Below are 16,621 nucleotides of genomic sequence, written 5' to 3'. Positions count from 1 at the left end.
CCACCCTACTTCAGCTGATCGTAAATCAAGGACACCAGCGAAGAACGTGTCATGATCCCGACCAAGCAATTATCATCGTCTACAACCGGCAGATATTTCAATTCCATGTTTAATAGAGGATCAACCACATCTGCGACTTTTTCCCTTTGATTGACACTAGCAGTTTCTGTACGCATGATTTCATAGACATTTGTCACTTTATTGATATTGCGGTCAATATCTTTGATATCTATAAATCCCTTCAAATGGTGCTCGTCATCTACTACTAATAAAGAATCAACTTTTTTATTGGTCATCTGGCGGATAGCATCGATGATCGATTTACTTAAGGAAATGGACTCTACCTGCGTGAACATCAAATCCGCTATCCGCATATCATTTCCAATATGGGATTGTTTTTTTCGTTTGCCCAAAAGCTCTTCCACAAATTCATTTGCCGGATTTTTCAAAATCGTCTCTGTCGTGTCATACTGTACGATTTCCCCATGATCCATGATAATGATTTTATCCGCCAACTTGATTGCTTCTTCAATATCATGGGTGACAAATACGATCGTTTTCTTCATTTCCTGTTGCAGGCGTTTGATCATTTCCTGCAAAGCCTCTCGTGTGATAGGGTCCAATGCACCAAAGGGTTCATCCATCAAAATAATATCTTGGTCCGCTGCCAGAGCACGAATCACACCGATCCGCTGCTGCTGTCCACCGGAAAGATTTTTTGGCTTACGGTCTAAATATTCTAATGGCAGCTCAACTTTTTGAATGAGCCTTTCAGCAATCCCCTGCTTTTGGTTCTCTCCCCATTTCAGCAGCTTCGGAACAATCATGATATTGTCCCGAATACTCATATGAGGAAACAAGCCGATATTTTGAATAACATAGCCAATCTTCCGCCGAAGCTCATCTTCATTTAAGCCAGTTGTATCGACGCCATCGATTTTTATTGCCCCTGTAGATGGTTCGATCATTCGGTTGATCATCCGCAGCAAGGTTGTTTTCCCACTGCCGCTGGTTCCAATCACACAAATAAACTGGTTGTCCTCGATGGTCAAATCCAACTTTTCAACAGCGACGGCTGCACCATAGCGTTTTTCCACCTCTATAAATTCAATCATCTGTTTAACTCCCTTCAACCCCTATGTATGCGGAAAAAGGCTAAAGGCCGATTCAGCGGCTTTTAGTCCTTTCCGTTTCTTACTAAAATAAATTGTATCGGCTTATCCTCAAAAATCGGGAAACTATCTATCGAAGCAGGTGTTCTAATGAATCTGCTTGACTGCTACTACAAAACAACAACTAGCGATAGCTCCTAATGCTACGATTCTGGATGCAGGATAGCGAAGGTTTTCTCCAAAACCTTATCTGTGTGCTCAGTCAAGCCTTTATAAACTTCCTCATTCAAGCGTTTATAAACAGCGACATTTTCCGGTATTGGAGTAAAAATATCCTTGACCTTGACCATTTTTTCCACAGCCTCTTCATAAGATGGATAGATTCCCAGCCCTACAGCTGCATTGATCGCTGCACCGACACTGGCACTTCCATTGACAACATTTCGTTTTATAGGCAGATTGAATATGTCTGCAAAAATCTGCATCATCAAGTCACTGTTGGACCCTCCGCCTGTCACAATAACCTCTTCAATCGTTTTTCCTAATTCATCGGTCATATTTGTGACATTGTTCTTCATCGTATAAGCGATGCCTTCTAAAATAGAACGATACATATAACGATAATCATGATGGGCATTGAAGCCGATCATCACGCCGCGTTTGAAGGGCTCCCAAGGATTAGCCAGCCAATCTAAGACGGTCATCAAGCCATCACTACCTGCCGGAACATGCTGCGCTTGTTCATTTAAGTATTCTTCCTCTGAAATACCTTGATAATTCGCTCGAATACTGATTTTTTCACCTAAAAGATCCTTAAACCAAGATACTGTCCACATACCACGACGAATCCCATAGCCTTCATATGCATACTTATCAGGAACAGAAGACATAATACCCCAATAACTGACTGCATCCTTAGGCATGTCTTTACCTGTGACCATACTGCTGATATACGTACCTAATGAAACAAATGCACTTGTATCATGAATCAATCCGGCACCAAGTCCTTCCACTGCTTTATCACTGGTAGTTGCAAACAATGGTAAGCCTTCAGGAAAACCAGTTTTTTCACTCGCTTCTTTTGTGATATACCCTAAAACTTCCCCTGGTTTTACTGCCTCAAGCAGCATTTCCTTCGGAAGGTTGAAATTCTTCAATACCTCTTCGTCTGTAGACCAATCCCACGTCGCATAATCGACTGGCCACTGTCCAAAGTGATTGCCGATGTTGTCTTTGAATTCTCCTGTCAAACGATGTGTCAAGTAGCCGTTTGTAGAAGTAACATATTTCACTTCAGGATTATCATGAACATAGGGCGTTGCCACTCTTTTATCCATCCAGCTGATGATTGGCTGAGCCAATGAGCCGTCCTCTTTCATAAGCACACGACAACAGCGAATCGAACCTAAGCCGATCCCTACAATATTATTTTTTCTCAGACCGAACTGATCCATGACCTTCTTCGCCGCCGTGCAAACTGATTCCCACAGATCATCTCCCGGATGCTCTACAACAACTCCTTCAGCCAAGTGCATTGGACGCAGATTCTCTTTTCCTTCACCTACGATATTTCCCTCAATATCAAAGATCACGATCTTGGTACTTTGACTGCCGCCATCAATACCAACGATATACTTCTTTTCCATGAAGATCTCCTTACGTCAATAATTTTCATTCTCTTTTCTGTTGCAATTGATTGACAGCCAGAAAGCTTGCCATGATTCTTTTGGCAGCTTCCTTAGCCGAAATATAGAAGGACTGACTGCTGTACAGCGGAAGATCGTTTTGCCCAACTGAAGCTTCAGCCCTGCTTTTTTTTTGCTACTGAATCAGCGAACTAAGAAGCCGCCATCTACCGTTAGAACATGACCATTGACAAAATGAGCTGCTTCAGATGCTAGAAAGACTGTCGCGCCCATCAAATCAGCAACATCCCCCCAACGTCCTTCCGGTGTGTGGTCAACGATCCATTTATTCCGCTCTGTATCTTCTATAGAAGCTTGCGCTACAGCTGTTTTGAAATACCCCGGAGCGATCCCGTTAACTTGGATATTGTATTGTGCCAGCTCATCACAATACGCCTTTGTCAGACCGGCCAGTCCATGTTTTGAAGCGGCATAAGCCGGCGCCCATTGACCACCTAAGAATGAGAACAGCGAGCAAATGTTGATGATTTTTCCGCTTTTCTGTGGAATCATTACTTTTGCCGCCTCATGACTCATATCAAAGGCAGCCGTTAAATTGATACTGATTGTCGGGTCCCATTTGTCACGACCATAGCTTAAAACATCATCGACTGGACAAATACCGGCACAGTTCACTAAGATATCTACAGAGCCCAGCTCAGCGATACATTTCTCAATGATTTCTTGCGGTGCGCCATCTTTAGTAATATCTGCATACATGTAAACAGCTTTTGCCCCGCGTTCTTGCAGTGTTTGATTAAACGCAGGATCATCCGGCATGATCGACGGCATAAAGATATTGGCTCCGGCTTCCGCCAATGCCAAGGAGAAGGCTTGACCTAATCCTGTATTTCCTCCGGTAATAATTGCATTTTTCCCTTTGATTGAAAACATATCCATTTTAAAATCGTTGATTTCCATTTGACTACCTTCTTTTCTCTTTTTTAGTTAGGCTTATGACAAAATGGGTTGATGTCATACGATACCGTTTTGCCAGCCTTTCGCAAAGCTTTAGGCGAAAGGACTATTTTATGAATCATTCCTATCCGTCATTGCTTCTATTTCTTCATTCAACATCATTTAATAAACATCCGCTCACTGCGCTATTGGACAAAATAGCCCGCTCATTTTCTTAATCTTTCCGTTAGCTTTTCAGCGAACTCCGCAGCATCGCCAATCACAACTAATTCAGCCAAGTAATTCATCGGTGCTCCTTCATCGATATTCACTGAAATAATATTTTCCACATTTTTTAGCCCTTCCACATGCTGCATCGAGCCGTAGATACCTAATGCAATATACAGATCAGGACTAACTGTTTTTCCAGATTGACCCACTTGAATTTCTCTTGGTGCACGCTGTAGTTCGACTAAAGGCTTCGAAACGGCAACAGCGCCATTGAGTATGTCAGCTAACTCCTGCAGCTGATCGACCTCAGTTTTAAACCCAGCTCCGGCTGAAACGATCGCTTTTGCTTCTCGAATATCTTGTGTTCCACCCTTTTCAGAAGTTGATAACACTTCAATTGATGACGCTTTCAATTCAACTGGTAAGAAATCAATCCTCTCAGGCTCTTTGGCCGCTTCTTTGACATGAAACACATTTGGATGAACACTTGCCATGATAGGCGTTGAGTCACAGATAATGCTTGCCAGCATATTACCGGAAAAAGCAGGGCGTACCAGCCTTCTTTCCTGACCCTCGACTTCTATATCTGTGATATCCGCAGTAAGCCCCACCTTCAACCGCATCGCCACTCTCGGAGCAACCATGCGTCCAAAATCAGTCGCCAGTACAATGATGCTGTCGAATGAAAATTCTTCATGCACCTGTTGGATGATATCTGTTAATACACGACTATCCTTTGATTGAAGGAATGGAAGGTCCGCACAAATGAGGGAATCAAAACCTTTTACCTCTTTATCCGCCAGATTGATCCCCAGACCATAGGTGAGCAGTTCATCCTCTCCGGCAAGACGGTTGGCAACCTCTATTAAATCGATTGAATCATGGACAAAATCATCATCGATCAAAATGAGTGCTTTAAACATTATAAGTACCCCTTTTCTTGTAGAAATTGCACCACTGCTTCTATGCCGTCATCATCTAGGTTGACTCTTTGATGTGTTGTTTTCTTTCTTTTGGCAACGACATTTTTTCTAACCTTTGTCGGCGAACCTTTACGGCCTACCTCGTCTTTTGACAGATTCAAGGTTTCGTTTGTTACTAGAGAGAATTGTGCATCAACGTCTTTGTCGATGTTTTCATATCTAACGAAACCTAAACGCATGTTCATCTGACTTGTCAGGCTTAAAATACTTGGATTTTGAAGCTTCAAGCGAATGATTTTTTCATCCTGATGGGCTTCTACAACTGAGAATTCTTCATTTGCCTCTTCAATTGCTTTGATATTGGAAAATTGGTTAAGCCCCAACAGATCCGCTACCTGCGGACCAATATGCCCGGTACCGCCATCTAGTGTGTGTGTGCCGGTAAGAACAAGGTCATACTCCTGCTGAGATAGATACTTGGAAAGAACAAGACTTGTCGCAAGCGAATCACTTCCGGCAAATAAACGATCACTGATCAAAACACCGTGATCAGCTCCTAAACGGATAAAATCCTTCAGCTCTTTTTCCGTCTTAGGCGGTCCCATCGAAACGACTTCAACTACCGTTGAGGGGTCCTGCTTTTTCCGTTGCAATGCCCATGCCAGCGCATTCCTATCATCCGGATTCAAAATGAGCTTCGACTTTTCGCGATTGATCTTGTCTGTCTCATAATCATATTCATATTGCTCTGTATCTGGGACAAATTTAACTAAACAAATGATTTTCATTTCTCATTCTTCCTAACATTTTAACTAAACAGAGCGATAGTAACACTGCTTTTGAGTCTATTACTCTGTTTTAGTCGGCAGTACTTGGGACGCCGCAGCATCCCCAGCACCTGCCTCGTTTCTATTTTTGATATTTGAACCCTTCTTGTACCGGGTAAATGTTTCCAAAGTTCATGATTCCTTTTGGATCGAATACTTCCTTCAAGCTTTCAAGGATATAGTAAGCTGATTCATGCTCTTCTTTCGTCCATTCATTACGGTACTTACCGATACCATGATGATGACACATAGAACCGCCTAATTTCAATGTTTCCTCTACAATGATCGCCTGAATAGGGTGATGATAGATTTTCATTTCATCCTCCGGCTCACAATTGATCACATAATTATAGACAAAATACATATTGGTTCCATTGATATAGCTATGAGAGGAGTGTCCACCCAGCATTGTTAAGTCATGCGCTCGAGGGAATTCTGTACGAACACGGTTTATGACATTATTATAAATTTTAGGGATCGTTTCCCAGTCTGCTGAAATTTCAGTAGTAAAGCCATCATGCTTGTCGTTGTCGATCATTCCCTGTACTTCATCGTCAATGGTTTGCTGTGTCCAGTTCAGTTGATTGAACCAGTTGGCGATCAATTGGCTGTCGACTTGTTTATACACGCCATCCTTGAATTTCTCAACCGCTTCTTCAATACCCGTGCCTGTGGCTTCAACGATTCCCTTCGGCCCCTCTGCCATAAATAGAAGGACACACTTATCTTCGTAAAAATGATAGAAATGCTGACGTGCATCTTCCGGTGAATAGGTTCTTGCTACAGAAGGGCGATAGCCGTTAGCCATCACTTCCCGCAATACCTTGATACCTGTTTCTACATCGTTTACCAGATAACCGAAGAATTTGTTGTTTTCCGGATAGTATTTAAAGATTTTCACTGTTACCTCAGTAATATAACACAACGTTCCTTCGTTCCCGATCACAATATGACGAATATCCGGACCACCGGCACGTCGAGATACATTTTTGATTCTTGAAATGTGTCCATTCGGGAATACACATTCCAAACCAACGACCATATCTTCAATCCCACCGTATAAAGTAGAGAACTGACCAATCGAACGAGTCGATACCAGACCGCCATACTGAGCCACTGGTTTTGATTGCGGTGAGTGTCCGGTCGTGTAACCGATTTTCCGCAACTCATCTTCCAAATCCTGCAGTCTTACACCAGCTTCCACTGTTGCCTGCATGTTATATGGATCGATGTTCAGGATCTTATTCATTTTTGAACCATCAATGACTAAAGCTAAGTCCTTCCAGTTCTCAAGACCACCCTCAGTTGCAGTTTTCCCGCTTCTCGCAATCACGTTGATGTCATTTTCGTTCGCATACATCAGCAGCTCTTTTACTTCGTTTGCATTCTTCGGATAAACAACTGCTGTCGGTAAAGGATTATCTAAAACCCTTTTCGCTTTTGCATATTTTCGATAGCGGTCGGATGCAGCATCATATAACGTTTCATAATCAGTTACTACCTGCTCCTCAGGAACAATCTTTTTTACCTCTGCAATAATTGTTTCCTTGATCAATGTGTCAGAATTCATTCAACTAGCTCCAATCAGTCATTTTTTCGAAAGCGCTTTCCATGTTCCTTAGTATACGGATGCCGAAAACTTTTTACATTAAAATTTGATTAATTTTTCCGTATATTTAACTAATTTTAACTAAAAATGGAAAATTTTCCACATTTGCTCTTTACTGCTATCCTGTGATATTCTTTAGACAGATGAACATCAGGAGGTGGATAGATGAGGATACAACTGGATCGATTAAACCCATTGGAATTACAGATACATAAAAAATTGAGTGATGTCAGTAAGGCAGAGCCGAACCTGACAATCACTGAAGCAGCAGAGATTGCCAATGTCTCTCCTTCAAAAATTTCTAAACTGGTTAAAAAAATGGGCTTCCTAGGCTATAAAGAATATTTTCGTTTTCTCACTGGGAAAGAGTTAGTCAAAAGAAAAAAAATGAATACAGAGTTTTCTCGTATTCAAGAATTCATGGAGAATTTTGATCCATCAACGACCACTTATCTGGCCGACCTGATTCGAAAATACGACAAGATCATCCTTTTTGGCTATGGCCCAACAAATATCTGTATGGAATATTTTGAGTATAAATTGATTTACACCGTTGATAAGCATATCATTCGTGCAACTCAACCAGCGCTCATTCCAGATTTACTGTCTGAGAATTCTTTACTACTTGTCTTTTCAGTCGCTGGTAAATTTGCTCAGTTTGACTCGTTGTTCGAGGAAGCCAAAAAGCACCACGCAAAATCTTTGTTGGTGATCGAAGAGCTGAATTCAAACTTAACATTGGATAACAACGAGATCATTTACTTAACTAAGTCTCATCAGGATGAGCAACTTAATTCCCACGAAAAAACACGGACGATTTTATTCATGTTTATTGAAGAAGTCATTCGAGAGCTAAGCAAATAAATCATCGATTTCATTCCTATAATCACAAAAGAAACGGATGCCAAAATAGGCCGCCCGTTTCTTTTTTTGCTCAAGTGCCTCTCATAGCTTTTATGCTTCCAATCATTTTACGAAATACCTAAACGGAAAATTTTCCACTCTAAAGAGCAGATGATTTGCAAGGATGATTTCTTCTGATTTTATTCGAGTCAAATTTCATTTTCCCTCTCTTTAATTACTGATTCGAGTATCGAACAACTCTTCTCTCCCAACAAACCCTTCCAAACCAAATGATCCAATCGATTAAATTATTTCAACTTAACGCTTTCAACCATTCAACGATCTAGCGATTCGCTCTATTTCCAATCATAAAATTGGCTTATTTACGTGACTTCACTCTAGTCCTTATTTATTACCATCTCGAAAACAATTAACAAATGATTAGAATTTGATTATTATTTTATTACAATAAAATCATTGACGCACAAAAAGAAAACCCTTACAATGAATTTGTTACTAGAGAGAATAGAGAACTGCAGCGTGACAACGAGGTGCCGGACAACACCCTGTTTCCCGTTACTATTTTGAAAATCACTTACTGGAGGTTCATCTATCAATGAATAAAGAGTTTATAAAAAAATATGGTACTCTATTACTCTTAGCTGCGGGTGCCGGCATTATTTTCCAATTGCCGTATATTCGCGAAACGTTTTATGTCCCTATTCAAAAAGCCATGAATTTATCGAATGCTCAAATGGGCGTGCTTTCTTCAGGTTATGCAACAATGGCTACTTTTTCTTATTTCATTGGCGGAATCGTTGCAGATAAATTCTCAGCCAGAAAGCTTTTGACCTTTTCCTTCTTGGCAACTGGGATTCTTGGGATTTGGTTTTCGACTTTTCCGTCGTTTACCACTGCTCGCATCATTTTTATCTTGATGGGGATCTCAACAATCATTACTTACTGGTCAGCCATGATCAAAGCCACTAGAATGCTGGGAGATTCTTCTGAGCAAGGGCGTTTGTTCGGACTGCAGGAAGGTCTTCGCGGCCTTTTAAATGCGCTTCTGGTATTTGGAATGACTGCTGTTTACGGCATGTTCGCAGATGATATTCTTGGAACGGCTTGGGCGATTCGTACTTGTGCAATTGTTGTTATTATTATTGGTGTTCTAAATTGGTTTATTATCGAAGATACAGAACAGGAAGATGAAGTAGAATCCCTTAAGGATGTCGTGGTTGGGACATTTAAACAATTGGCCATTCCCCGTGTTTGGCTGCTTGTAGCAATTGTATTTTTCGGTTACAGCCTTTACGGCATTTTCGGTTATATCAATACTTTAGCCATCAATGTTTACGGATTATCTGTCGCAGGCGGATCTACACTTGGCGGAATCCGTTATATCATTCAAGCTTTCGGCGGGATCATTGGTGGATTCCTTGCGGACAGGATCGGTTCACGTCTAAAAGTCATTATTGGCGGAGCAGTACTTACAGGACTTTCCTATGGTTTGTTCCTTGTTCTTCCAGATGACAAGGGCTTACTGGCTATCATTCTAGCTAACTTTGTAGCGGGTATGTTCTTCATCTATCTGATTCGCAGTCAATATTTTGCAATCATTGATGATGCTGGGATTCCTGTGTCTAAAACGGGGCGAGTTTCAGGTATCGTTTCTTGTCTAGGCTACCTTCCCGACGTCTTCATGTACACAATGATCGGCGGCTGGCTAGATAACAATAGCGGAAAAGACGGTTTTAATATGATGTTCATTTACGCCATTGTTATGGCTGTAGGCTGTGTTATCGCATCTCTTGTCCTTTCCAGAGTAATAAAGAAAGGACATGTTGAGGAAGCTTCTGCTGAAAGCGAGGCTATCTCAGAAATAGGTGATTAACCGATTCAATTCCTCTTATTGAAAATGAAAAAAGCAATCCAAGAGGCCGTAAAAACGGCTGCTGGATTGCTTTTTCTATTTAAATATTTTAGCAATTGCTAGATCAAATACTAGCAGCATCTTTTCAGCTTGACTGTAGAAATCAATATTCTATCGTTGAATTAAAATCAAATCCCTCACATCATTTGGATTCCCTGCAGGTACACTCATCACCTGTGCATTGTCCAATATCTCCTGAGTTAATGTCATAGATACTTCCGGATCAGCCGCTGAAGCTGCAGGCCAATGCCCCGGTACCGAATAGATAGTGACCGTGCCGTTATGATTACTGGCATATACGATCGATCCTTCTGCAGTGAAGCCCCCTGAAAGCATGATGACCTCTGTCGGATAGGTCATACTGCTGGCATTATAAGGGTTTATCGGCGTCCCTGCGGCAATTCTTGTTGCATTAAGCTCCGATGGTTTTGTACCGAACTTTGCCAACCATACACGAGCATATTCGATCTGATCATCCGAATAGCCAGCCAATATATCGTCTGCCTTAGAAGCTTGCTCTGCAGCCGCATTGACAGCACCCTCCACAGCTTGCTGAGCAGCATTCGCTGCATCTTCCACAGCTTTCGCCGCTTCTTCTTCCGCTTCTTTCTGCTGCTTAGATAAAGAATCCAATTGTGATTTGGTATCGATCATCGTCTTCATCAAAATCAGCTTCGATGTAAATGCTATTTTCAATTCTTCATTTCTAACCTTTGCGATTTCCTTGTTCAAGCTGTCATAATCACTTTGCTTCACTGTATCCTTAGGCACATTCCCATCAAATGCTTCATCAATCATTTTTTTGATTTTCTCAACCTGATCTACTTGGTTCGTCGCATTTTTGATGATGGAATCAATCGCTTCTTTCCAATCGCCCTGCAATTCTTTATTTGCTTCGATTCGTTCACTGACATCAGAAATATCCTCTTTTGTCAGCTTCGTAGTGATCGGCAGTTGTTTTTGGATCGTTTCTCCGTCAATAGCTGATTCTTTTGAGCTGAACAGCTTATTTACATCTGTTTGCACCGCCAATTTATCATTAGCCAATGCAATCTTTTGCTGTAATTTTTTTATATAGAGCTCTGCTGCATCGACATCCACGTCAGAACCATATTTTTTCTTCAACGCGTCAACCTCTACCTGTTTTTTCGAAAGACTTTCTTCTGCTGTTTCAATCGCTTCCAAGTCAATTTTTTCCGCTAAAAAATCTTGATTTTCACTATATAACGAAGCAATCTCTTTGTATAGATCGCCGTCCTTCTTCGTCTCTTTTTCGATAGAGGCTATTTGGCTTTGTGCCTCCTCGATTTTTTTCTTCTCGCTTGCCTGCTTCTGAAACACAACTACTCCTATGATCACCACAATCAGCGCGACTACACCAATAGAAACCCCTACTATTTTCTTCTTCGTCACCTTCAACACTCCCATCCTTTTACAGTACCTTTTATCTATAGATAGTTTAGCACATTTGTGGTGGTTGGTATCTCATAAAATGAATAGACAGCAGATAAGTTCCTATCTTTCGTAATTTTTCGTCTTCTTGATGATATTCTGTATCGTTATTACAAGAGTCTATCGCTTACTGATTTGTGCAATTTTTCTATGTCCACCAATTTCACGACAGTCAAAAAGCGACTGATAGATGTTCCTGTCAGTCGCCGAAATCCATTTTAAATGTTTAAATCTTTCACACCAGCCTTATCCATTTGCTGCCCTAGCTCACAAAATTATTAATTGTATTCAACAGGTTCCTTACGCTTTCGCGCAACCAGGCACGTGTAAATCACATCAAGAAGATAATCAACTGAGACACCATATTGCAGCGAAGTCAGCTCGTAATGACCAGAATAGATATAGAGGCTATCGTTACATAACAAATCCAGCTTTCTATCGACATTGCTAGTCAGAGCAACTGTATAAATATTTTTGCGGCGCAGCTCCAAAGCAGCATTGACCATGACCGGATTACAGCCGGTATGGCTAACGATGATCGCTATGCTGTCGTTATCCATTAGTGTGTCGATATAAAAATCATTATAGGTATTGAAAACCTGCGTGTTTATCCCCAAGCTGCTTAGTTTCAAACAGGTTCCCTGCACTCGTGTGAAATTCGCATCATTTGCGTAAAAGTCAATTCTCTTCGAGTGGACTAAACGATTGATGATCCGGTTCAAGGAGTTTTTTTCTATCATTTGCTGCGTATGACGCACCGTTTCTCGATACAATCCCTCAACGGTCGCGGATAGTTCCATATTAGACGCCGTGACATCCAGCTTCGTGCGATCATTTTTCTTATTTTGAGCATGCTCACTGACATAGCGTAATTGAAACTCGTGATAGCTTTTAAATCCCAACTTCTTACAAAGACGATTGATTGTTGCCGGGCTAGTTAACGTTAGACTTGCCAGCTCTTTTGCTGTTTTATCTAAAGCTGCCTCTTGATTTTCCAAAATAAACTGAACGATTGCTTTTTCCTGATGGGTAAAGTTCGTGCCCTCTTGCAGTTGTTGAATAATCATTTCATCACTCCTCAGTTTAGGATGCACCATAACACAGATACACCAAAATACAGTGGGAAAACCCAAAAAGTCATTTTCTTTGTAAGCGAAACCACTTTTATTCATTATAGCATCCTGATCCGAGAAATAATTACTGATTCATAGAATATATATATGGCTTATATCTGTTATTACTATGCTTCATTCGCTTGGACCATTTCTGGTGATGATGTATCTTCTTTCAGCTTTTCTGCTGTATCAATACTTTGGTTATAGACTTTCCAGAATGGCAGATAAATGACAAATCCTATCGCAAAAGAAATGATCGGAATAAGTACAGTCTTCATATCCCCGGTTCCTAATGGTCCTAACAAAAACGGAGGAGTTGCCCAAGGCACTACCGCATAAAATTTTCCAAAGAAGCTCGTGGACATCAAAAGATAGCCTACCCCTGAAGAAATCGTTCCGCTTAAAATAAAAGGAATCATCAAGTAGGGATTAAGCGCAATCGGCAATCCATAAATCACCGGCTCAACAATTGTAAAAATGCCTGGTGCTAACGAAGTCAACCCAATCGTTCGAAACTGTTTTTTCTTTGAGGTAACCATTAAAAAGAGCAATGGCCAAACTGCGGCAGTCCAAATCGTTAATCGTAAAAGCCCAGTGTTTCCTAAACCAGCCAAAATATTCGGCAGGTCATAATTTGAAGTCCCGCTAGCTAAAGCGCTTGCATTTTGATCGATCCACATTAAGCCAAATGGAGTGAATAACGCTAAAAACATATTGTCTCCGTGAAGTCCGACGCTCCATAGCAGCAGACAAATAAAGGTGACCAGCATCGCCATCCAAACACTATCAGAGGACGTAATGATCGGCTCTAATAACGTGTTCAGCCATGCAACCATGTCAAAGTCCAGAATTGTCCGAATCACCCATGCGAAAGCAAAGATCGTTGCAAAAGGAAGCAGTGCCCCAAACGCATTCCCGATATTCGGCGGCACGGAATCAGGCATCTTTATCGTGATATTTTTATCCAGGAAAAATTTCAAAATTTGAACCCCAATGATACTCGTGATAATACAAACGAACAAACCGCTCGCACTGAAGGAGGTGACAGATATCCCACCAGCCTCATCATACCCATTGATGGTAAAGATTAGAAATGTGGCCAACCCTAATAAACTGCAGGTCAATGTATTCATCTTTTTCTTTTGTGCATAATGATAAGGAATTGCAACCGCACAATATAAGGACATCATGTTCATAGTCAAGCTATTCATCCAGGCAAACTTTCCTGCCCATGGTGCCAAGAACCCAATCAATGGCTGACCGCTGGTTCCAACATCCGGCGATCCTAATACATACAGGATCAAGAAGATAGAGCCAATCATAATAATCGGAGTCACTGAGACCAAACCAGATACAACGGAGGAGATGATATCTGTACTGGCGAATCTACCTAGCGGTTCAGATATTTTATTCGTAAAATCTGTTAGTCTATCCATTAAGCTTTTCTTTTGTTTATCCATTCGGAGAACCTCCTATTTTTTAATAGCTTATTTCAGGGATCACGAACATCTTCATTTCGCAACCCCTTCATTCGCTATATTTTTTGTAGAATTTACTTATTTTCAGTCTTGATATCCGACGGAAAAATCACATCCGCCGTTCTTCTTGCCTGTGTCTGTATTTTCATCGTTGCCAGTGACATATCCATCAATGCGTTGGCTTCTGTAACTTTCCCGTTATCGATGATATCGCAAAACACTGCAAACTCATGATACATTCGATGCTTGCCTTCATTCAGCTCATAAACCTTTTCGGCCGATGAATCATTCATCAATAATTTGAATTTGGCTACAACATTTGCCGAATCTTCAATGATGATACAGCCTTTATCTCCTTGGATGGATGTAACGATGGGCGCCTTACAATCCTTAGCAGCAATACAAACTGCCTTAAATTCATCGTAATCCATAGTCAAAATACCAGAAGTATCAATTCCTTTTTGAATATTCGCCTGATAGTTTACCTTCTCAGTTGGACCAAACAACGTGACCATCAGATTTATATTATAAATATTTAAATCCATCAATGCACCACCGGATTTTTCAGGATCAAAAGCCGGCTGAATGATCCCCTGCTTGAACGCATCATATCTGGAAGAATACTGTGAATAATTGACTGAGATTATTTTGATTTCTCCCAATGTCGGCAGCAGCTCTTTGATTTTCAGCACATTCGGTAAAAAACGAGTCGAAACAGCTTCTAAAATGAATAACTCTCGTTCTCTCGCTAACTCAGCCAAATCAACGGCTTCCCAATCGTTTGATGTAAAGGGCTTTTCACAAATGACATGCTTATCCGCCAGCAGCGCTTTTTTCGTAAACGTATAGTGCAGATGGTTTGGAACGCCTATATAGATTGTCTTTATCGTAGGATTCTTCAGCATCTCATCGAAGTCGGTATAACATTTTTTGATTCCATGCTCTTTTGCCAATGTCTGAATAGTTGTTTCCTCAGCAGGTGTTGCACAAATCGCTTCTAATTCCATATTACTGACTTCGCCAGCAAAGCTCAGCAGATCATGCACGATCATTCCTGCTCCTAATATGCCTACTTTCATTATTTCGCCTCCTTCGCAACATTCATCGCTGCTTCAATAATCTGTAAAACAGCGACAACTTCCTCATCCTTGACTATTTTTTCTGCATTACCGGCTAAAACATCAAAGATATTATCATAGATGATCCCGTAGTCTCCCTTTTCTACAGGGACTTTCATGTTCACTTCTTTCCCTTCTTGATCCATATAGGCTAAGGTACCCCATAACGCTTCTGGGTACTCTTCTGCTGGTAATGGGTAAGGTCCATTTGGTTTTTCTTTCGAAGAATTATGCCCAAGTGACGGCATCAAGAAGCTGCCCTTTTTACCATGAACTGTAAAGCTTGGATAATCCAGCTTCACATAATAGCTGGTTTTAACAATTGCCTTCAATCCGTTTGGATAAAAGAAATCAATGTCATAATAATCATCCGAAATACCGGGATTATCAATACTGCGCACATCATAAACCAGTTTCTCAGGAACACCAAACTCTCCAATGATTTGATCCACCGGATGAACAGCTAATCCGTAAAGTACTCCCATTCGCTTGTTAGCAGCAATTGCCGGGCGATAGTAATCATAATGAGATTCTACTTCAATCAATTCACCTAAAACACCCGATTCAATCACTTTGCGAACTGTCCGCATATCCGCATCAAAACGCCGATTCTGATTCGCCATTGCCAGTAGTCCCTTTTCTTTTGCGAGAGCAAATATTTCTTTTGCTTCAGCGCTTGTCATGGCAAAGGGCTTTTCTGTCAGAACGTTCTTGCCATTTTCTAAAGCCATTCTACTATACATCACATGAAACTGGTCCGGCGTGTTTACCACAATCAGATTGACCTCTGAATCCTGCATCACCTCTTCAATCGAAGAAGTAAATCTGATTGTCGGATACCAACTTTCCCGTTCTAAATCCCCTACTCGATCTTCTTCTCTACGATAAATATATTTAACCTTCATTTTTTCTTTCCGCTCTTCAACATATGGCAGATGGTACTGACAAACACTGTTGCCAAAACCAATATAAGCAATAACTAACATAAATCTCTCCTCCTAATTCAACAGTTATTCATACATTAAAGGTTGGGGATCATTTTATGTCCCAACCCCAACAAAGACCATCAGCTGATTGGTACAATTCCACCTTATCATCTGGTATCGAATGCTTCGATAGCTTATCCGCGAAAAGGTTAACGCTTTCAAAAATAGCGGTAATTTGTGAAAATGATTTTCAGCCGTGGATATAGGAATGAATCAAATTTCAACGGAGAGAACATGCAAAATAGCCCCATCAACGATTACGATGACAGGGCTTCACGCTTATGATCTATTCTTACTTTCAAGTTGGACAGCTATTTTTTCTCTACTTGCCTTTTCTCACATTTCTGCAGCTTCAAAGGGAATCATCCACTATTTTAAATACCTGCTAAGAGACCAGCACTTCTTTCTCTTT

At 40.9% G+C, this 16,621-nt stretch carries 13 protein-coding genes; 2 read left to right on the top strand and 11 right to left on the bottom strand.

Translation table 11 applies throughout. The features are described 5' to 3' along the window. Positions 1–5: 5 nt before the first annotated feature. The 6 genes from I6N96_RS13620 to I6N96_RS13595 form a co-directional block, all read right to left on the bottom strand. Entirely contained in the window at positions 6–1,115 is a 1,110-nt protein-coding gene (locus I6N96_RS13620; RefSeq protein WP_209558104.1) for an ABC transporter ATP-binding protein, read from the bottom strand. Between the two features lie 200 nt (positions 1,116–1,315). Beyond that, complete coding sequence (locus tag I6N96_RS13615) at positions 1,316–2,758, bottom strand: FGGY-family carbohydrate kinase (protein ID WP_209558103.1); 1,443 nt, start codon at positions 2,756–2,758, stop codon at positions 1,316–1,318. Between the two features lie 183 nt (positions 2,759–2,941). After that, positions 2,942–3,718 (bottom strand): SDR family oxidoreductase, encoded by a 777-nt coding sequence (locus I6N96_RS13610; protein ID WP_209558102.1) that lies wholly within the window; start codon positions 3,716–3,718, stop codon positions 2,942–2,944. Positions 3,719–3,921: 203 nt separating this feature from the next. Beyond that, positions 3,922–4,848, bottom strand: coding sequence for an electron transfer flavoprotein subunit alpha/FixB family protein (locus I6N96_RS13605; protein WP_209558101.1), 927 nt, complete (start codon positions 4,846–4,848; stop codon positions 3,922–3,924). Next, positions 4,848–5,636, bottom strand: coding sequence for an electron transfer flavoprotein subunit beta/FixA family protein (locus I6N96_RS13600; RefSeq protein WP_209558100.1), 789 nt, complete (start codon positions 5,634–5,636; stop codon positions 4,848–4,850). The genes I6N96_RS13605 and I6N96_RS13600 overlap by 1 nt, the downstream gene beginning before the upstream one ends. A gap of 121 nt (positions 5,637–5,757) precedes the next feature. Then, positions 5,758–7,245, bottom strand: a complete 1,488-nt coding sequence (locus I6N96_RS13595; RefSeq protein ID WP_209558099.1) for an FAD-binding oxidoreductase — start codon at positions 7,243–7,245, stop codon at positions 5,758–5,760. Positions 7,246–7,449: 204 nt separating this feature from the next. Between I6N96_RS13595 and I6N96_RS13590 the strand changes: the two genes are divergently transcribed. Continuing rightward, on the top strand, positions 7,450–8,148 hold the full coding sequence (locus I6N96_RS13590) for a MurR/RpiR family transcriptional regulator (protein WP_209558098.1): 699 nt from the start codon (positions 7,450–7,452) through the stop codon (positions 8,146–8,148). Positions 8,149–8,743: 595 nt separating this feature from the next. Next, entirely contained in the window at positions 8,744–10,021 is a 1,278-nt protein-coding gene (locus tag I6N96_RS13585) for an MFS transporter (RefSeq protein WP_209558097.1), read from the top strand. 150 nt (positions 10,022–10,171) lie between these two features. Here the strand turns inward: I6N96_RS13585 and I6N96_RS13580 are convergent, their stop codons facing one another. From I6N96_RS13580 to I6N96_RS13560, 5 genes are all read right to left on the bottom strand, one after another. Beyond that, positions 10,172–11,473: a hypothetical protein gene (locus I6N96_RS13580; RefSeq protein WP_209558096.1), complete on the bottom strand. Its 1,302-nt coding sequence runs from the start codon at positions 11,471–11,473 to the stop codon at positions 10,172–10,174. A gap of 317 nt (positions 11,474–11,790) precedes the next feature. Beyond that, positions 11,791–12,579: a MurR/RpiR family transcriptional regulator gene (locus I6N96_RS13575; protein WP_209558095.1), complete on the bottom strand. Its 789-nt coding sequence runs from the start codon at positions 12,577–12,579 to the stop codon at positions 11,791–11,793. Positions 12,580–12,752: 173 nt separating this feature from the next. Then, complete coding sequence (locus I6N96_RS13570; protein WP_209558094.1) at positions 12,753–14,087, bottom strand: PTS sugar transporter subunit IIC; 1,335 nt, start codon at positions 14,085–14,087, stop codon at positions 12,753–12,755. A gap of 92 nt (positions 14,088–14,179) precedes the next feature. Continuing rightward, on the bottom strand, positions 14,180–15,184 hold the full coding sequence (locus I6N96_RS13565) for a Gfo/Idh/MocA family protein (RefSeq protein ID WP_209558093.1): 1,005 nt from the start codon (positions 15,182–15,184) through the stop codon (positions 14,180–14,182). Next, a complete protein-coding gene (locus I6N96_RS13560; protein ID WP_209558092.1) occupies positions 15,184–16,209 on the bottom strand; it encodes a Gfo/Idh/MocA family oxidoreductase in 1,026 nt (341 codons plus the stop codon). The genes I6N96_RS13565 and I6N96_RS13560 overlap by 1 nt, the downstream gene beginning before the upstream one ends. Positions 16,210–16,621 lie beyond the last annotated feature (412 nt).

Origin of the sequence: Enterococcus larvae (genome assembly GCF_017830045.1) — a bacterium.
Lineage (GTDB): Bacteria > Bacillota > Bacilli > Lactobacillales > Enterococcaceae > Enterococcus_L > Enterococcus_L larvae.
Note: the sequence above shows the minus strand (reverse complement) of the source record. Positions and strands in the feature narration are given on the sequence as shown.

Excerpts from the sequence above, each read along its gene's own strand:
- I6N96_RS13620 (WP_209558104.1), bottom strand. The coding sequence starts at position 1,115 with ATGATTGAATTTATAGAGGTGGAAAAACGCTATGGTGCAGCCGTCGCT.
- I6N96_RS13615 (WP_209558103.1), bottom strand. The coding sequence starts at position 2,758 with ATGGAAAAGAAGTATATCGTTGGTATTGATGGCGGCAGTCAAAGTACC.
- I6N96_RS13610 (WP_209558102.1), bottom strand. The coding sequence starts at position 3,718 with ATGGAAATCAACGATTTTAAAATGGATATGTTTTCAATCAAAGGGAAA.
- I6N96_RS13605 (WP_209558101.1), bottom strand. The coding sequence starts at position 4,848 with ATGTTTAAAGCACTCATTTTGATCGATGATGATTTTGTCCATGATTCA.
- I6N96_RS13600 (WP_209558100.1), bottom strand. The coding sequence starts at position 5,636 with ATGAAAATCATTTGTTTAGTTAAATTTGTCCCAGATACAGAGCAATAT.
- I6N96_RS13595 (WP_209558099.1), bottom strand. The coding sequence starts at position 7,245 with ATGAATTCTGACACATTGATCAAGGAAACAATTATTGCAGAGGTAAAA.
- I6N96_RS13590 (WP_209558098.1), top strand. The coding sequence starts at position 7,450 with ATGAGGATACAACTGGATCGATTAAACCCATTGGAATTACAGATACAT.
- I6N96_RS13585 (WP_209558097.1), top strand. The coding sequence starts at position 8,744 with ATGAATAAAGAGTTTATAAAAAAATATGGTACTCTATTACTCTTAGCT.
- I6N96_RS13575 (WP_209558095.1), bottom strand. The coding sequence starts at position 12,579 with ATGATTATTCAACAACTGCAAGAGGGCACGAACTTTACCCATCAGGAA.
- I6N96_RS13570 (WP_209558094.1), bottom strand. The coding sequence starts at position 14,087 with ATGGATAAACAAAAGAAAAGCTTAATGGATAGACTAACAGATTTTACG.
- I6N96_RS13565 (WP_209558093.1), bottom strand. The coding sequence starts at position 15,184 with ATGAAAGTAGGCATATTAGGAGCAGGAATGATCGTGCATGATCTGCTG.
- I6N96_RS13560 (WP_209558092.1), bottom strand. The coding sequence starts at position 16,209 with ATGTTAGTTATTGCTTATATTGGTTTTGGCAACAGTGTTTGTCAGTAC.